Origin of the sequence: Streptomyces sp. IBSBF 2435 (assembly GCF_036815005.1) — a bacterium.
Lineage (GTDB): Bacteria > Actinomycetota > Actinomycetes > Streptomycetales > Streptomycetaceae > Actinacidiphila.
The window spans coordinates 1-15,045 of sequence record NZ_JAJSYW010000152.1 but is presented as its reverse complement, the minus strand read 5'-3'; the positions used below and the strand labels follow the sequence as shown (position 1 = coordinate 15,045).

Genomic DNA, 15,045 nt, shown 5'->3' with positions numbered 1-15,045 from the left:
TACTCCTGCGGTGGTGGCCAGCAGCAGCGAACGGTCGGGGACTTCCCGCCATTCGCCGAAGCCCGGGTCCCGCCCCCGGGCACCCCCGCCCTCGGTGTCGGCCCCGTGCGTCCCGCCCGGCTCGTCGTCGGGCTCCGAGGCGACCAGCACCGCTCCCGTACCCGTGCGGTACCAGAGGGTGTCGCCCCAGGCGGTGGCCGCGATGGCGCGGCCGTCGGTGAGCAGCAGATTCAGCCGCGCGTCCGGGCGGGCCGCGGCGACCTGCCGTACGACCGACGCCAGCGCGGCGCCCGGCGGCTGGCCCTGCCGCAGCAGCGCGGCGAGCATCGCCCACAGCAGCGCCGAGTCGCTGCGGGCGTCCAGGCCGAGCAGCTGGGCCGCGGTCAGTCCGCTGGGCAGCCGCGTCCAGTCCCGGACGGCGCCGTTGTGGCTGAAAAGCCAGCGGCCGTCCCTGAAGGGCGCGGCGGCCGACTCGTCCTGTGTGGTGCCCTCGGTCGCCGAGCGCACCGCCGCGAGGACGGCGCCGCTGCGTATCGCCGCGGCCAGTTCGGCGAAGTTGGCGTCCGCCCATACGGGCACGGCCCGCCGGTAGCGGACGGGCTGCGGGAAGCCGGTGTCGGCGTCCTGGCCGGGCGGATACCAGCCGACGCCGAAACCGTCGGCATTCACCGTGCCGTGGCGCTGCCGCCGCGGCTGCCACGACTGCTCGTACAGTCCGTGCGCGGGTCGCACCAGCAGCCGGGCGAGCGGCACCGGCGGCCCGACGTAGGCGAGATGGCGGCACATCAGCCGCGCCCGTGCCCGGGCGCGTCGTCGTCCCTCGCGGTGCGGAAGCCGGCGAAGATCTGCCGGCGGACCGGGTAGTCCCAGTTGCGGAAGGTCCCGCGGGCCAGCACGGGGGAGACGCCGAAGGCGCCGCCGCGCAGCACCTTGTAGTCGGGGCCGAAGAAGACGTCGGAGTATTCCTTGTAGGGGAAGGCGGCGAAGCCGGGATAGGGGGCGAAGTCGGACGCGGTCCATTCCCACACGTCGCCCATGAGCTGCCGGACGCCGCTGGGCGCGGCTCCCGCCGGGTAGCTGCCCGCCGGGGCCGGGCGCAGGTGGCGCTGGCCGAGGTTGGCGTGTTCGGGTCCCGGGTCGGCATCGCCCCACGGGTAGCGGCGTGAGCGGCCGGTGGCCGGGTCGTGCCGGGCCGCCTTCTCCCACTCGGCCTCGGTCGGCAGCCTGCGGCCCGCCCAGCGAGCATAGGCGTCGGCCTCGTACCAGCACACGTGCAGCACCGGTTCGTCCGCCGGTACGGGCTCGGTGCGGCCGAAGAGGCGGCGGGTCCAGCCCTCGCCGTCGGCTTCCCAGAACAGCGGGGCGACCAGGCCCGCCTCCCGGACGTGCCGCCAGCCCTCGGGCGACCACCAGCCCGGGTCGTCGTAGCCGCCGGCGGCGATGAATTCGGCGTAGGCGCCATTGGTGACCGGCACGGTGTCCAGCCAGAAGGCGGGCACCTCGACGGTGTGCGCGGGCAGTTCGTTGTCCAGCGCCCACGGCTCGGTGCTGGTGCCCATGGTGAAGGGGCCGCCGGATATCCGGACCTCGCGCGGCAGCAGGGCCGCGTCCGCGGGCGCTGGCGGCGGTACGGGCGCGTCGAGGACCGGCGGCCCTGCGCGCAGTTGGTGGGTGGCGAGCATCGTCTCGTCGTGCTGCTGCTCGTGCTGGGCGAGCATGCCGAAGACAAAGGCGTTGGCAAGCAGGCGTTCCTGCTGGTCGGGGCCGGTGTCGACGGTGTCGAGCACCTCGGCGGTCTGCTCGCGGACCGTCGCGATGTACGCGCGCGCCTCGGCCGGCCCGAGGAGCGGCAGGGCGGGGCGGTCGGCGCGCGGCGTCCTGAAGGCGTCGTAGACGTGGTCGAGGTCGGGGCGCACTCCCGGGCGCCCGCCGGCCTCGCGGACCAGCCACAGCTCCTCCTGGTTGCCGATGTGGGCCAGGTCCCACACCAGCGGGGACATCAGGGGGGAGTGCTGGGCGGTCAGATCGTGCTCGTCGACACTGTCGGTGAGCAGTTCCGTACGCCGCCGGGCGGCCTCAAGGGCGGCGAGTGCGGTGACGGAAGGGTCCTGAGCGGCTGTAGTGCCCACAGTGGCAGGAGTGGCCGCTGTGGGAGGCGTACTGCTGGTACCGGTGGTGCGGGGGTTTGTCACGACATACCTTCCGGAAGGTCAGACGCGTGACAGCGCGTCCAACTGGTCGTGTGCGGGACATCGGCCGCGTTCCGCGTACCGCTCGGCGAACGCGGCGACCGCCGCACGCAGCGCGGCGGAACCGTCCGAGCGCGCCAGGGCGCTGTCCGCGGCTCTGAAGCAGGCGACGACGGCCTTGCCGAGGTCCGGGTCGGCCGGGCCGATCCGGGTGGCCCGCCGCCATACGTCCTCGGAGGGGAGGGCTTGCCCCTCGGGGCACAGCGTCTCCGTGGCGGCGAACGCGGCGTCGGCGGCGACCGGGTCGTCCAGCAGGGTCGCCGAGAGCACCGTCGGGATCACCCAGCCGTCGCCCTCCTGGGCGTCGACCATCCGCAGTTCCAGCCAGCCCCGCGGTCTGACTGGGGGGAAGAGCGTACTGAGGTGGTAGTCCAGATCGGCGATGGTCGGCCGGCGCAGGCCGGGCACCGTGCCGCGCAGCCAGTCGCGGAAGGTGAGCCCGGGGGGCGCGGTCCAGTCGGCGATCGTCCCGTCACCGAAGCCGTCGCCCACTGCGTCGGCGCCGCCCATGGTGTCGCCTTCGCCATGGACGCCGGATTCCGTACCGCCGGTGCCGCGTATGCACAGCACCTGCGCGTCCAGTGCGTAGCGCGTCCAGGAGTCCCGCGGTTCGGGGTCGTGGTCGGGCTGGCGGGTGCGGCTCGGGTCCATCTCGGCCCAGGTCGCCTGCCGGGTGGAGACCCAGCCGGTGGGGCGGCCGTCCTTGAGCGGGGAATTGGCGAAGGCCGCCACCAGGACCGGGCCGATCCGGTGCGCCAGCTCCCAGCGCCGCCGGTAGCCGGTGATCCCCTCGGAGTCGTCCCCGCTGTCCAGGTTGGTCTGCAGGGAGGCGGTGCGGCGCATCATGGTGCGGCCCCAGGGCCCGCTGCGGTCGAAGAAGCTCTCCATCGCCCGGTAGCGGGGGTCGTCCAGGAGCCTCGGCGGGGCGCGGTGGGGTTCGAGTCCGCGGCCGACCAGGACCAGTCCCGCCCGGTCCATGACCTGGCGCAGGGCTGCGAGATCGGCGGCCATCGCCTCGACACACTCGGTGAGCGAGCCGGCGGGCGGGGAGCTCAGCTCCACCTGGCCACCCGGCTCACGGGTGATCCTGCTGCCCCGCGGCATGGCACCGGGCACTTCGACCGGCGCGAGTACCTCGTCGATCCGGTCGGCGGCTATCAGCTTCTGGGGATCCGAGCGGTCATGCACCAACCACTCCAGCTCCACCCCTGTGCGGGTGGGCGGCCCCGTCTTGAAACAGACGCCGCGCACATATGCCTCGGCCTCTTCCTCCAGCAGGTCGGCTGCCATCGATCCACCTCCTCATCGATTTCCGGCGGACTGCTTCCGCACGAATTTTTCCGTTGAGGTCTACCCAGATGCGAGGACATGTCACATGTTGCCGCCACGATTGTGGTGGGCCGCGTGGCGAACAGGCCACGTGCGCCGGTGGACGTTCGCCGGTCGCGCGAACGGCACCCGGCGTCACATGGCGGGTCGGACGCACCACCCTGAAATGCCGTAATCGGGATCATATGCGGCGTGACGGCGTACGGCCTCCCGTACGGCCCGCGACCGGCTCCGGGCGCGGTCCTCCCGCGGCTTGGCATAGGGCGATGCCCCGGCGGTGATCCACAGCCGACCGGCTACGCTGCCCGTGTACGCAAGACGAGCCGAGCACCACGTCAGCGCCAGCGGAGCCGCCCGCGAAGCGCCACCCAGAACCCCGCCAGAAGCCAGATCAGCGACAGGAGCACCCCTCGTGAACGTCGTCGGGCCACCCTTCGGGCTGAGCGTGTGGGACCCCGCTCTGGACGCCGACATCGGCGCCGGACTCGCGGCGGTGGAAGAGGGCCTGATCGAGGCCACCAAGAGCGACGTCCCCTTCATCACGGACGCCGCCAGGCATCTGCTGCAGGCCGGAGGTAAGCGCTTCCGGCCACTCCTGGTGATGCTCGGCGCCCAGTTCGGCGACCCGTTCGCCCCCGGCGTCGTGCCGGCCGCGGTCGTCGTGGAGCTGACCCACCTGGCGACGCTCTACCACGACGACGTCATGGACGAGGCCGACGCCCGCCGCGGGGTGCCCAGCGCGAACGCCCGCTGGGGCAACTCGGTCGCGGTGCTGACCGGCGACTTCCTCTTCTCCCGTGCCTCGCACATCCTGGCCGACCTCGGACCCGAGGCGGTCCGGGTCCAGGCCGAGTCCTTCGAGCGGCTGGTCACCGGGCAGATCCTGGAGACGGTCGGCCCGCGCGACGGCCGCGACCCGCTGGACCACTACCTCGAAGTGCTGGCCGGCAAGACCAGCTCGCTGATGGCCGTTTCCGGCCGGTTCGGCGCGATGATGTCGGGCGCGGGCGAGGCCGTGGTGCACACCCTGACCCAGTACGGCGAACGCATCGGCATCGCCTTCCAGCTCGCCGACGACGTCCTCGACATCGCCAGCGACAGCCACGAGTCGGGCAAGACCCCGGGCACCGACCTGCGCGAGGGCATCCCGACGCTGCCGGTGCTGCATGTGCGCAAGCACTACGCGCAGGCGGGGGGCGCCGTCTCGGCCGCCGACCGCCGGCTCAACGAACTGCTCGACGGCGACCTCACCGACGACGGCCTGCACGCCGAGGCGCTGAGCCTGCTGCGCGCGCACCCCGCGCTCGAACAGGCCCGCCGCGACTCGCTGCGTTACGCGGAGGAGGCGCGGGCCGCGCTGGCACCGCTGCCCGAGGGACCCGCCAAACGGGCGCTGGCCGGGCTGTGCGACGCCGTGGTGCACCGGGCGGGCTGAGCGGCGGCCCTGGGCCCTGGGCGTGCGTGCGGCTCGCAGGCGCCGCTCAGCCGCCCGTGCGGCTCCTCGCTGCCGCCTCCCGCCCCTTCCGCGCCGTCCCGGCGCCCGCCCGACCCTGAGAGGGCGTCAGGGGCCCGTACGCCGGAGCGCCTACGGGACGCGGGACCGTCATACCGCAGGCGTACACCGAGTTGGCCCCCGGGGCTGATGTGGCGCGGTGACCGGTTTGGTGAGATGGGTACACACCACTTCGGGGCGGACCGGGCGACAATGGCCTGGGGAGTGGACGAGTGCGGGACAGCGAACCGCCGCTGACGACGGAGGTAAAGACGCAATGGCACTGATCCAACCGGCACAGCCGGATGCACCCGAGCCCGGGGAGGGGCGGCGGGGGCGCAAGGCCGTCCGCTACGCCGTCCCCGCGGCGGTCGTGGGAGTGACCGCGGCGACCATCGGACTGGTCCCCGCGCTGGCCGACAGCGGCGACCCGTCCCTGCCGTCGCTCACCGCCCAGCAGATCATCACCAAGATCGCCGCGTCCGACACCAGGACCGTGGACGGCACGGTGAAGATCAGCACCGACCTCGGCCTGCCGTCCGCGCTGTCCGGGGGCGCGGGAAGCAGCCTGTTCGGCGGCGCCGCGGCGGCGCCGGCGCTCGGCTCGTCCGGCAGCTCGCCGGCCGACCCGCAGCGGCGGTTGCCCCAGCTGCTGATCGGCAGCCACACCCTGCACGTGGCGGCGGACGGCCAGGACCGGCAGAAGATCTCGGTCATCGAGCCCGCTGCCGAATACAGCGTGATCCACAACGGGTCCCAGGTGTGGGCGTACGACAGCTCGTCCGACGAGGCGTACCACTCCGCGCTGCCGGCCCGGGACACCGAGGCCGCGCCCCGCACGCAGGTGCCGGACGACTTCCCCGCGACCCCGCAGGCCGCGGCCCGGCAGATCCTCAAGGCAGCCGACGGCATCGCCTCGATCACCGCGGACGGCACCGCCCGGGTGGCCGGGCGCAGCGCGTACGAGCTGCTGATCCGCCCGCAGAACGCGCCCGGCACGACGGTCGACTCGATACGGATCGCCGTCGACGCCAAGACCGGTGTGCCGCTGAAGTTCACGCTCCAGCCCAAGGGCACGGGCAAGGCGGCCTTCGACGTCGCCTACAGCAAGGTGAGCTTCGGCAAGCCGGCCGCGAGCACCTTCGCCTTCACCCCGCCCAAGGGCGTGAAGGTGACCGAGGGCGGCGCCCCGGCCAAGGACCGGTCGCCCGACGCGACATCCGGCCTCGCCGCGCCCACCGTTATCGGGTCCGGCTGGGACACCGTGGCCGTCTTCAGGACCAAGGGCGCGCTGCCGTCCGGGGCCGGGAAGAACGCCAAGGGCGGTGCCGCCTCGATCCTCGGCGGCTTCGGCAAGCAGGTCAGCGGCTCCTTCGGCACCGGCACGCTCTTCCACACCCGGCTGGTCAATGTGCTGCTGACGCGGGACGGCACGGTATACGCCGGTGCGGTCGACCAGGCGGCGCTGACCGCGGCGGCCGGCAGCGCCGCACGCTGACGAAGGAGCGCGATGGGAGAGCCGCTCGCCGCGGACGGTCCGGCGCCCGAGGTGGACGGTCCGGCACCCGACGCGGACGGTCCGCCGCCTGGCGCGGGCGGTCCGGCGCCCGACGTGGTGATCGAGACCCGCGGCCTGGTCAAGCAGTACCGGGGCACGCTCGCCGTGGACGGCCTGGACCTGCGGGTGCCGCGCGGCAGCGTGTTCGGCTTCCTCGGGCCGAACGGCTCGGGCAAGACGACCACGATCCGGATGCTGATGGGCCTGATCGAGCCGACCGCGGGCACCGCCCGCGTCCTCGGCCGCACCATGCCGCGCTCCACCCGGGCGGTGCTGCCCAAGGTCGGCGCCCTCATCGAGGGGCCCGCCCTCTACGGCTTCCTGTCCGGCCAGGACAATCTGACCCGCTTCGACGCGGCCGACCCCACGGCCGACCCGCGCACCCGGAAGGCCAGGGTGGCTTCGGCGCTCGACCGGGTCGGGCTCACCGCGGCGGCGGCGAAGAAGGCCAAGGCGTATTCGCTGGGCATGAAGCAGCGCCTCGGGCTTGCGTCCGCCCTGCTCCAGCCGCGCGAGCTGCTGGTGCTCGACGAGCCGACCAACGGCCTCGACCCGCAGGGCATGCGGGAGATCAGGACCCTGGTCAGGGAATTGGCCGAGGACGGCACCACCGTCTTCCTCTCCTCGCATCTGCTGGACGAGATCGAGCAGGTCTGCACCCATGCCGCGGTGATGGCCCGCGGCCGGCTGATCACCCAGGGCCCGGTGGCCGAGCTGGCCGCGGGCACCCGCGGGCGGCTCGCCGTCACCACCCCGGACGCCGCGCGGGCCGTCCGGGTGCTCACCGGGCACGGCGTGACCGAGCTGGTCACCGACCCGCACGGCGGCCTGGTCACCGGCGAGCTGCCCGCCGACCCGCCCGACCTGGCGGAGCTGAACGCCGCACTGGTCGCGGCCGGTGTGCGGGTGCGCGGCTTCGGGGTGCAGCGGGCGTCACTGGAGGACGCGTTCGTGGCACTGACGGGAGAGGGTTTCGATGTCGCGGGCTGAGACCGCCGCGGGCACCGGCCTGCACGACGACGACCGCGCGGGCGGTCCCGGGCAGGACGGGGACCGAACCCCGGGGCGCACGCAGGCGTCGCCCGCGACCCGGGCGGTGTGGTCGCTGGGCCTGTTCGGCTCCGAGCTGCTGATCGTCTTCCGCCGGGCCCGTACCCTCGCCCTGCTCGGCGTGCTGGCCGGGGTGCCGGTACTGGTCGGCACCGCGGTCAGGATCGAGACCCGCGGCGGCCGGTCGGTCGGCGGCAACGGCGGTGGCGGCCCGGCATTCCTGGAGCAGATCAGCAACAACGGCCTTTTCCTGGCCTTCGCCTCGCTCGCCGCAACCCTGCCCTTCTTCCTGCCGATGGCCATCGGCGTGGTGGCAGGCGACGCCGTCGCGGGCGAGGCCAGTACCGGCACCCTGCGCTATCTGCTGGTCGTCCCGGCCGGCCGCACCCGGCTGCTGCTCGCCAAGTACGCCTCGGTACTGGCCTTCTGCGTCGCCGCGACCCTCGTGGTGGTGCTGTCCGCCGTGATCGTCGGCTTCGCGCTCTTCCCGGTCGGCGATGTCACCCTGCTGTCCGGCAACACCGTCCCGCTGTCCGACGGCATCCTGCGCGGCCTGCTGATCGCGCTGCTCGTGGCGTCCTCGCTCATCGGCCTCGCCGCGCTCGGCCTGTTCATCTCCACCCTGACCGACAGCGGTATCGGCGCGATGGCGGCCACGGTCGGCCTGCTGATCACCATCCAGATCGTCGACAGCATCCCGCAGCTGCACACCGTGCAGCCCTGCCTCTTCCCCCACTACTGGCTGAGCTTCGCCGATGTGATGCGGGCCCCCGTCATCTGGACCGGCATCGTCAAGAACCTCGCCCTCCAGGCCGTCTACGCCGCCGTCTTCGGCTCCGCCGCCTGGGCCCGCTTCACCACCCGCGACATCACGGCGTAGCGCGCCGCCCGGAGCCGTCCCTGTCCGGCCGCAGGCCGGCCGACTCCTCCGGCGCCCCTGACCCCCGGTCAGCCCGCCGCCGGCCCGTTCCGCCGGCCGTACCGGGCGCGGGCGAGGCGGTGGGCGGTTCGCAGCAGGTCGCGGAGCGCCACATCGGTCCGGGGACCCGGGTTCACCACCGCGAGCCAGCCGGCGGAGCCGTAGACGGGGTGGGCCCCGACCGTGTCGTCCGCGCCGGGGCCGTCCTCCGCGGCGGCCTCCCGGGGCGGGTGCCCGGTCCCCACGCGACGAAGGCGTCCCTCCCGGCGGCGAGACCGGTGCGGAAGGCGCCGGGGCGGTCCAGGCGCGACCGCTCGTCGCCGGGGCAGTCCTTCGTGCCGGCCGTGGCGAAGGACCGCGCCGCGGCCGGCACGACGCCGTCCGGCGCGTAGTAGACGCAACTGTCCCCCAGCTGATCTCCGGCGAGCCGTCGCCGGGCTGCGGCCGGACGGCCAGGACGCCGTCGAGGCCGGCCGTGAAGTCGATGACGTCGTCGATGGCCATGGGCTCAAGCGTTCATTGAGGTGCTTGTGGAGACTTCGGTCCGCGGAACGGGGGAGTGCCGGTGCCAACCCTCAAGTCCCCGCCCCAGGCCCGCGAGCCCGGGTCGTCCAGCAGCTCCGCGCCGCCGGCTACCGCATCGCGCCGCTGCGCGCCCTGATGCCGTCCCTGCGCACCGGGCGCGGCTCGGCCGGCGTCACCGCCGCGCTCGCGTCCCGGAACGCGAGCATCACGGCCCGCTCGTACGCCCTCCTCGACGCCGCCGGGGCGCTCGACGCGATATTCGCGGCGGGCCGCTGGGCCGGCGTGGCATCATCGGCGGCCGGTTGCGGATCTCCGGGAGGCGGGCGGCGTGGCGGGCGGCTGGGAGTGGGACGAGACGCTGTTCGCGGGCGCTGCCGCCTACTACCGGCGCGGCAGGCTGCCCTACGCCCCCGGTCTCGCGGCCGTGCTCGCCGAGGCGCTGCGGCTCGACGGGCGCGGGCGGCTGCTCGACGTGGGCTGCGGGCCGGGAACCCTCGCGCTGAGCCTGGCGGATGCCTTCGCCGAGGTCGTCGGAGTGGACCCGGACGGCGACATGCTCGCCGAGGCCGGGCGCGGGGCCGCCGAGGCCGGGGTGGGGGAGAGGACGCGGTGGGTACGGGCCCGGGCGGAGGAACTGCCCGCGGGTCTGGGGACGTTCACCGTCGCGACCTTCGGCCAGTCCTTCCACTGGATGGACCGCGACCTGGTGGCGGCGACCGTCCGGGACATGCTCGCGCCCGGCGGGGCGCTGGTGCACCTCTCGGACGTGAAGACCGGGGCCACGACCGCCGAGGGCCTCCCGTACCCGGCGGTGCCGCACGCGGCGATCGGTGACCTGGTCGCCCGCTACCTCGGCCCGGTCCGCCGGGCCGGCCGGAGCCTGCTGCCCCAGGGCACCCCCGGCGGCGAGGCGGCGATCCTCACCCGCGCGGGCTTCACCGCCCCGCAGCGCCTCGCCGTCCCCGGCGGCCGGCCGCTGGTACGCACGTACGACGACGTCGTCGCGGGCGTCTTCTCCCTGTCCTTCTCGGCCCCCCACCTCTTCGGCCCCCACCGCGCCGCCTTCGAGACCTCCCTGCGCGACCTCCTCCACGAGACCTCCCCCCGCGGCCACTTCTCCGAACGCCAGCCCGGCACGGAGGTCCTCGTCTGGCCCAAACCCCTCACCTGACGGGCTGCCGCCGGGCTGTCAGAGCGGCTGCTGCGGGGCATCGAGCCAGGGGCGGTCGCCGTCGGGGGTGGTGGTCAGGCCGAAGCGGTCGGTGCCGGGTCTGCCGGCGGCGGTCCACCAGCGGTGGGTGGTCTCGAGCTCGTCCCACAGGCGGCGGGGGCCGCCCTGGTAGACGGTGGACGTCGGTCGCCCGTCGTGCAGGACGGCCGCGGCCCAGGAGCGGTCCGAGATCCCGTAGAGCCAGTAACTGACGCTCGCGCCGCGCCGGTCCGCGGCACTGGTGCAGTCGCGGCCGATGCGCAGGCCGGCGGCGAAGGGGAACGGGTGCCCGAGGTCATCGGCGGTCAGGCCGGTGGTCGTGACGGATTCGGCCGCGGCGGCGACGTCGTTGCCCGGAACGTACTCGCTGTGCGGGGCCCGGGCCGTCCGGTGCGCGCGGGCCTTCATGAATTCCACGGGCCGGGTGAACCGCCCCTGCGCGCCGGTACGGTCGTCGGCGACGGCCAGACGCACCACCGCGTCGGCATGGGAGTACGCCGTTCCCCAGGGCGCCACGATCACCCCGCCGGGAGCGGTCTGCCGCACCCAGGCGTACGGGATCGCGCGTACGGCCACGGTCGCGATGAGCCTGTCGTAGCGGGCGCCCGGCGGGTGGCCGAGCAGGCCGTCGGCGACCACCACGTCCGGGTGGCGGCCCGCGCCGTGCAGGGCGGCTGTCGCGGTGGCCGCGACCTGCGGGTCGACCTCCACGCTGGTGACCTGCCGGTCGCCGAGGCGGTGGGCGAGCAGGGCGGCGTTCCAGCCGGTGCCGGTGCCGATCTCCAGCACCTTCACGCCGTCGTGCACGTCGAGGTCGCGCAGCATCGCCGCGACCACGGACGGGGCCGAGGCCGACGACGTCGGCACCCTGCCGGGAGCGGCGCCCTCGTGCCGGCCGTCGTCCCACTGGGTGGTGATCGGGACGTCGGCGTCGGCCCAGCCGTACCAGCCGGCCCGGTCCGCCCGCCGGTCGCTGCCGGCGCTTGTCCTGGTCGCCATGTCGTACGGCCACATGACCGGCGGCAGGAACCGGGCGCGGTCCACCGCGCAGAACGCCTCGCCCCACTGCGGCGCCATGGCCCCGGAGTCGAGCAGGAAGCGCACCAACTCCGCCCAGCCGGGCCGCACTCTGCGACCGATCACCGTCACTTGCGGTGCGTCCCGTCGCCGGGCGGGGTGTCCCCGTCCGGCGACGGCGGCTCCTGCGGCGGCGTCCACGGCGTCCCGGGGTGCCCGTCCCCCTCGTCACCACCCGCGCGCGTCCCGTACCGGGCCGTGAACCTGTCCACTTTCATGGCCGCCCCCTGCCTTGCCTGATCGACGGCATCGTTACTCTACGCACGCGAATGGTGACTGTAAAGATCGCGCGTGACGCGGGGCAGCGTACGAGGACGAGCGGGCGTGCGGCCTGGCAGGGGCAGGTAGGGGTCGGCGAGGGGAAGGTGGTGTGGGGCGCCCTCAGGGAGTGAAGAAGGTCTTCGCCCGCAGCGCCGCGTCCTCGTCGGTGGTGAGCTGGCCCGGGCGGGTCGCGCTGGCCAGCAGCATGCCGCGGAAGGTCATCCGCATGTGGCGGGCGGTCTTCGCGAGGGTGCCGGCCAGCGGGTCGGCGTCGGAATGGTCGGTGCCCGCGAGGGCCGTGACGCCCCACAGGGTGCGGCCCGCCATCCGGGCGCGGAAGTCGACGCCGGGTACGCGCATCCAGCCGGACCAGTGGTCGAGGTAGTGCTTGGTCGGCGTGGACAGCGAATACCAGTACAGCGGCGACGCGACGACCAGGTCGGTCGCCTCCAGCGTGGCGTCGAGCAGTGTACGGGCCTGCCCGGTGGGCGGCGGGTACGAGCCGTCGCCGTCGTGCCGTACGTCGGTGAACTCCGGCAGCCGCATCTCCGCGAGCCGCACCCAGTGCTGCTCCACGTCGGAGGGCAGCTGCGCCGCCGCCCGCTGCGCCAGCGCCTCGGTGTTGCCGCCCGCGCGGGTGCTGCCGAGCAGGAAGAGGAACCGCCGCCCCGAGAAGTCATGCATATGCATATGTTGCGCGCGCATCGAACTTGCGTCAAGCGATCCGCGTCACACCCCCGGGGTGCGCCCCGCCGTCGCCCCGGGCACCCCGGTGGCCGGGGCCGTGGCGGGGTCCGCGGCATGCTCCGGGGCCGGAGCGGCGGCCGACCTCGCGGCAGTCGCAGCCGCCCGGGTACGGCGGCCGTTGCGCAAAGCGTCGGCCGTCAGCAGGACCAGCGCCGACCAGACCAGCAGGAAGCCGATCCACTGCTCGGTGGACATCGTCTCGTGGAAGTGGAGGATGCCGATCAGGAACTGGAAGACCGGGGCCATGTACTGGATCAGGCCGAGGGTGGACAGCGGCAGCCGGTTCGCCGACATCCCGAAGAGCACCAGCGGGAGCGCGGTGGCCACGCCCGACAGGGCCAGCAAGGTGGCGTGGCCGGGGCCGTGGTGGGTGAAGGTCGAGTCGCCGCGGGAGCCGAGGACCACCAGGAAGACGGCGGCCGGCAGGAACTGCACGGAGGTCTCCGCGGCCAGCGACTCCACCCCGCCCATGGCGATCTTCTTCTTCACCAGGCCGTACGTGCCGAAGGTGAAGGCCAGGACCAGCGCGATCCACGGCAGCCGCCCGTAGCCGACCGCGAGCACCCCGACGGCCGCGCAGCCGATGCCGACCGCCACCCACTGCACGGGCCGCAGCCGCTCGTGCAGGACGAGGACGGCCAGGCCCACGGTGACCAGCGGGTTGATGAAGTAGCCGAGCGAGGTCTCCACGACATGGCCGGCGTTGACGGCCCAGATGTACGTGCCCCAGTTCACCGACACCACGGTCGCCGCGAGCGCGATCAGGGCCAGGCGGCGGGGCTGGCGTATCAGCTCGGTGATCCAGGCCCACCGGCGCAGCGCCAGCAGCAGTACGGCGACCACCACCAGCGACCACACCATCCGGTGGGCCAGGATCTCCGCGGCTCCCGCGGGTTCGAGCAGCGGCCAGTACAGCGGGAACAGGCCCCACATGCCGTAGGCCGCGAACCCGAACACCAGCCCTTTGCGGTTCTCGCCCATCGCCCGTCCTCCCCCAAGCCGCCGTACGCGGTGCGGGTACGGGTGCGGCAGTCCGACCGTAGCGGTCGGACGGCCATGGTGCCAGGGCCGTATCGCGGAATGGTCCTGACAGGCGGGCGGCCTGTCCCTTCGGCGCTACCCCTGGAGGGCCGCCAGCTCGGCCGCGACCGTCTCGCGCAGCGGCGTCGTCGGGCGGTCGATCAGCCGGGCCAGCTCACCGCTGGTGCCGGCCAGCAGGCCGCGCCCGATCGCCTGGTCCACGTCCACCAGCACCGCGGCGAAGTCGGCCGGCACCCCGACGCCCGTCAGGATCTCCTGCCGCTCCTCCGGGCTCACGTCGTGGTAGGCGACCTCGCGCCCGGACAGCTCGGCGATCACGGCCGCGTAGTCGGGGAAACTCCACGAGGTGTCGCCGCTCAGCTCGTACGCCCGGTTCTCGTGGCCCTCCCCGGTCAGGACGACCGCTGCCGCCGCCGCGTAATCCGCCCGGGCGGCCGACGCGAGCCGCCCGTCGCCCGCGTTGCCGATCACGGCGCCGTGTTCGAGCACCGCCGGCAGATTCGCCGTGTAGACCTCGGTGTACCAGCCGTTGCGCAGGAAGACGTACGGCAGCCCGGAGGCCAGGATGTGCTCCTCGGTGGCCTTGTGCTCGTCGGCGAGCACGAAGTCGGCGGCCGGACCGCCGAGTACGCCGGTGTACGCCAGCAGCGCCACGCCGGCCTCCGCCGCCGCGTCGATCGCCGCGGTGTGCTGCGGGATACGGCGGCCGACCTCGTTCCCCGAGACCAGCAGCACGCGGTCGCCCGCGGCGAAGGCGGCCTTGAGGGTCTCGGGCCGGTCGTAGTCCGCGACCCTCAGCTCCACGCCGCTCGCGGCGAGGTCGGCCGCCTTGCCGGTGTCCCGCACCGCGGCGGCGATCCCGGCGGGGGCGACCCCGCGCGCCAGCAGCTCTGCGATGACGAGGCGGCCGAGGTGGCCGGTGGCTCCGGTGACGACGATGCTCACGGTGGATCTCCCGGTGGAGTGCGTTCCTGATGATGCGTTCCTGCTGTCGTGATCACCGTAACCGGGACGCTAACTTATGGAAAGTACCCACCTTGAAGTACGGTACATACATGAAGGTAATCTGCCCGGAGCGGGCCATTCTCGAGCACGTCACCAGCCGGTGGGGCGTTCTGGTGCTCGCGTCCCTGCTCGACGGCGGCACTTTGCGCTTCAGTGAACTGCGGGACGGGATCGGGGACGTCAGCGAGAAGATGCTCACGCAGACGCTGCGCACGCTGGAGCGGGACGGCTTCGTACGCCGCGTCGCCCGGCCCGTCATACCGCCGCACGTGGATTACGACCTGACGGACCTCGGGCGGGAGGCCGCGCTCAAGGTACGGGCGCTGGCCGCGTGGACGGAGTCCCGCGTGGCCGCGGTGGCTGCGGCGCAGCTCGCGTACGACGCGGGGCGCGGCTGAGCTTTTCGCGCCCCGCCGCGCGTGACGGTCCCCTCGGCGCGGGGGGGGTACGCCTCCCCCGGGCGGGGGTTGCGCGGTTCCCCTTCGGCATGGGGTGGCCCGAAGGGGCGCGGGGAACTGCGCGCCCGGCCACGGCGGTGGCGCGCTGTCCGCACGGCGGGACGTGCCCCGAAGGGGCGCGGGG

Annotated in this window: 12 protein-coding genes and 2 pseudogenes; 6 read left to right on the top strand and 8 right to left on the bottom strand. The window is 73.9% G+C overall.

The features are described from left to right. Nucleotides 1-180: 180 nt before the first annotated feature. The 3 genes and pseudogenes from egtC to egtA form a co-directional block, all read right to left on the bottom strand. Nucleotides 181-786 (bottom strand): annotated as a pseudogene (gene egtC / locus V7E46_RS24990) (ergothioneine biosynthesis protein EgtC); the annotation flags it as partial. Next, nucleotides 786-2,129, bottom strand: a complete 1,344-nt coding sequence (gene egtB / locus V7E46_RS24985; RefSeq protein WP_333770515.1) for an ergothioneine biosynthesis protein EgtB — start codon at nucleotides 2,127-2,129, stop codon at nucleotides 786-788. The gene egtB and the pseudogene egtC, both read right to left, overlap by 1 nt. An 81-nt stretch (nucleotides 2,130-2,210) precedes the next feature. Continuing rightward, nucleotides 2,211-3,539, bottom strand: a complete 1,329-nt coding sequence (egtA, locus tag V7E46_RS24980) for an ergothioneine biosynthesis glutamate--cysteine ligase EgtA (RefSeq protein WP_333770514.1) — start codon at nucleotides 3,537-3,539, stop codon at nucleotides 2,211-2,213. A gap of 451 nt (nucleotides 3,540-3,990) precedes the next feature. Between egtA and V7E46_RS24975 the strand changes: the two genes are divergently transcribed. The 4 genes from V7E46_RS24975 (at nucleotide 3,991) to V7E46_RS24960 (ending at nucleotide 8,558) form a co-directional block, all read left to right on the top strand. Next, on the top strand, nucleotides 3,991-5,013 hold the full coding sequence (locus V7E46_RS24975; protein WP_333770513.1) for a polyprenyl synthetase family protein: 1,023 nt from the start codon (nucleotides 3,991-3,993) through the stop codon (nucleotides 5,011-5,013). Between the two features lie 334 nt (nucleotides 5,014-5,347). Further along, nucleotides 5,348-6,568, top strand: a complete 1,221-nt coding sequence (locus V7E46_RS24970) for a LolA family protein (protein WP_333770512.1) — start codon at nucleotides 5,348-5,350, stop codon at nucleotides 6,566-6,568. A 12-nt stretch (nucleotides 6,569-6,580) separates the two neighbouring features. Then, nucleotides 6,581-7,618 (top strand): ABC transporter ATP-binding protein, encoded by a 1,038-nt coding sequence (locus V7E46_RS24965; RefSeq protein ID WP_333770511.1) that lies wholly within the window; start codon nucleotides 6,581-6,583, stop codon nucleotides 7,616-7,618. Beyond that, entirely contained in the window at nucleotides 7,605-8,558 is a 954-nt protein-coding gene (locus V7E46_RS24960) for an ABC transporter permease (protein ID WP_333770510.1), read from the top strand. Before V7E46_RS24965 ends, V7E46_RS24960 begins: the two co-directional genes overlap by 14 nt. 68 nt (nucleotides 8,559-8,626) lie before the next feature. Here V7E46_RS24960 and V7E46_RS24955 read toward each other — a convergent pair. Continuing rightward, a pseudogene (locus tag V7E46_RS24955) lies at nucleotides 8,627-8,970 on the bottom strand (DUF6194 family protein). A 480-nt stretch (nucleotides 8,971-9,450) separates the two neighbouring features. Between V7E46_RS24955 and V7E46_RS24950 the strand changes: the two are divergent. Next, the gene (locus V7E46_RS24950; protein WP_333770509.1) at nucleotides 9,451-10,293 is read left to right on the top strand and encodes a class I SAM-dependent methyltransferase; all 843 of its coding nucleotides are present in this window, start codon (nucleotides 9,451-9,453) and stop codon (nucleotides 10,291-10,293) included. A gap of 18 nt (nucleotides 10,294-10,311) precedes the next feature. On the opposite strand, the gene V7E46_RS24945 is transcribed toward V7E46_RS24950, so the two are convergent. From V7E46_RS24945 to V7E46_RS24930, 4 genes are all read right to left on the bottom strand, one after another. After that, complete coding sequence (locus tag V7E46_RS24945; protein ID WP_333770508.1) at nucleotides 10,312-11,481, bottom strand: methyltransferase domain-containing protein; 1,170 nt, start codon at nucleotides 11,479-11,481, stop codon at nucleotides 10,312-10,314. Between the two features lie 309 nt (nucleotides 11,482-11,790). Continuing rightward, nucleotides 11,791-12,354 carry a flavodoxin family protein gene (locus tag V7E46_RS24940; RefSeq protein ID WP_333770507.1) on the bottom strand — a complete coding sequence of 188 codons (564 nt, stop codon included), beginning with the start codon at nucleotides 12,352-12,354 and terminating at the stop codon, nucleotides 11,791-11,793. Between the two features lie 45 nt (nucleotides 12,355-12,399). Continuing rightward, nucleotides 12,400-13,398 (bottom strand): EamA family transporter RarD, encoded by a 999-nt coding sequence (rarD, locus tag V7E46_RS24935; protein WP_333770506.1) that lies wholly within the window; start codon nucleotides 13,396-13,398, stop codon nucleotides 12,400-12,402. A gap of 135 nt (nucleotides 13,399-13,533) precedes the next feature. Further along, the gene (locus tag V7E46_RS24930) at nucleotides 13,534-14,403 is read right to left on the bottom strand and encodes an SDR family oxidoreductase (RefSeq protein ID WP_333770505.1); all 870 of its coding nucleotides are present in this window, start codon (nucleotides 14,401-14,403) and stop codon (nucleotides 13,534-13,536) included. Nucleotides 14,404-14,513: 110 nt separating this feature from the next. Between V7E46_RS24930 and V7E46_RS24925 the strand changes: the two genes are divergently transcribed. Further along, nucleotides 14,514-14,861 carry a winged helix-turn-helix transcriptional regulator gene (locus tag V7E46_RS24925; protein ID WP_333770504.1) on the top strand — a complete coding sequence of 116 codons (348 nt, stop codon included), beginning with the start codon at nucleotides 14,514-14,516 and terminating at the stop codon, nucleotides 14,859-14,861. Nucleotides 14,862-15,045: the final 184 nt, after the last annotated feature.

Bases quoted from the DNA above. Each gene is read 5' to 3' on its own strand.
- V7E46_RS24960 (WP_333770510.1), top strand. From the start codon at position 7,605: ATGTCGCGGGCTGAGACCGCCGCGGGCACCGGCCTGCACGACGACGAC.
- V7E46_RS24940 (WP_333770507.1), bottom strand. From the start codon at position 12,354: ATGCATGACTTCTCGGGGCGGCGGTTCCTCTTCCTGCTCGGCAGCACC.
- rarD (WP_333770506.1), bottom strand. From the start codon at position 13,398: ATGGGCGAGAACCGCAAAGGGCTGGTGTTCGGGTTCGCGGCCTACGGC.
- V7E46_RS24965 (WP_333770511.1), top strand. From the start codon at position 6,581: ATGGGAGAGCCGCTCGCCGCGGACGGTCCGGCGCCCGAGGTGGACGGT.
- egtA (WP_333770514.1), bottom strand. From the start codon at position 3,539: ATGGCAGCCGACCTGCTGGAGGAAGAGGCCGAGGCATATGTGCGCGGC.
- V7E46_RS24970 (WP_333770512.1), top strand. From the start codon at position 5,348: ATGGCACTGATCCAACCGGCACAGCCGGATGCACCCGAGCCCGGGGAG.
- V7E46_RS24925 (WP_333770504.1), top strand. From the start codon at position 14,514: ATGAAGGTAATCTGCCCGGAGCGGGCCATTCTCGAGCACGTCACCAGC.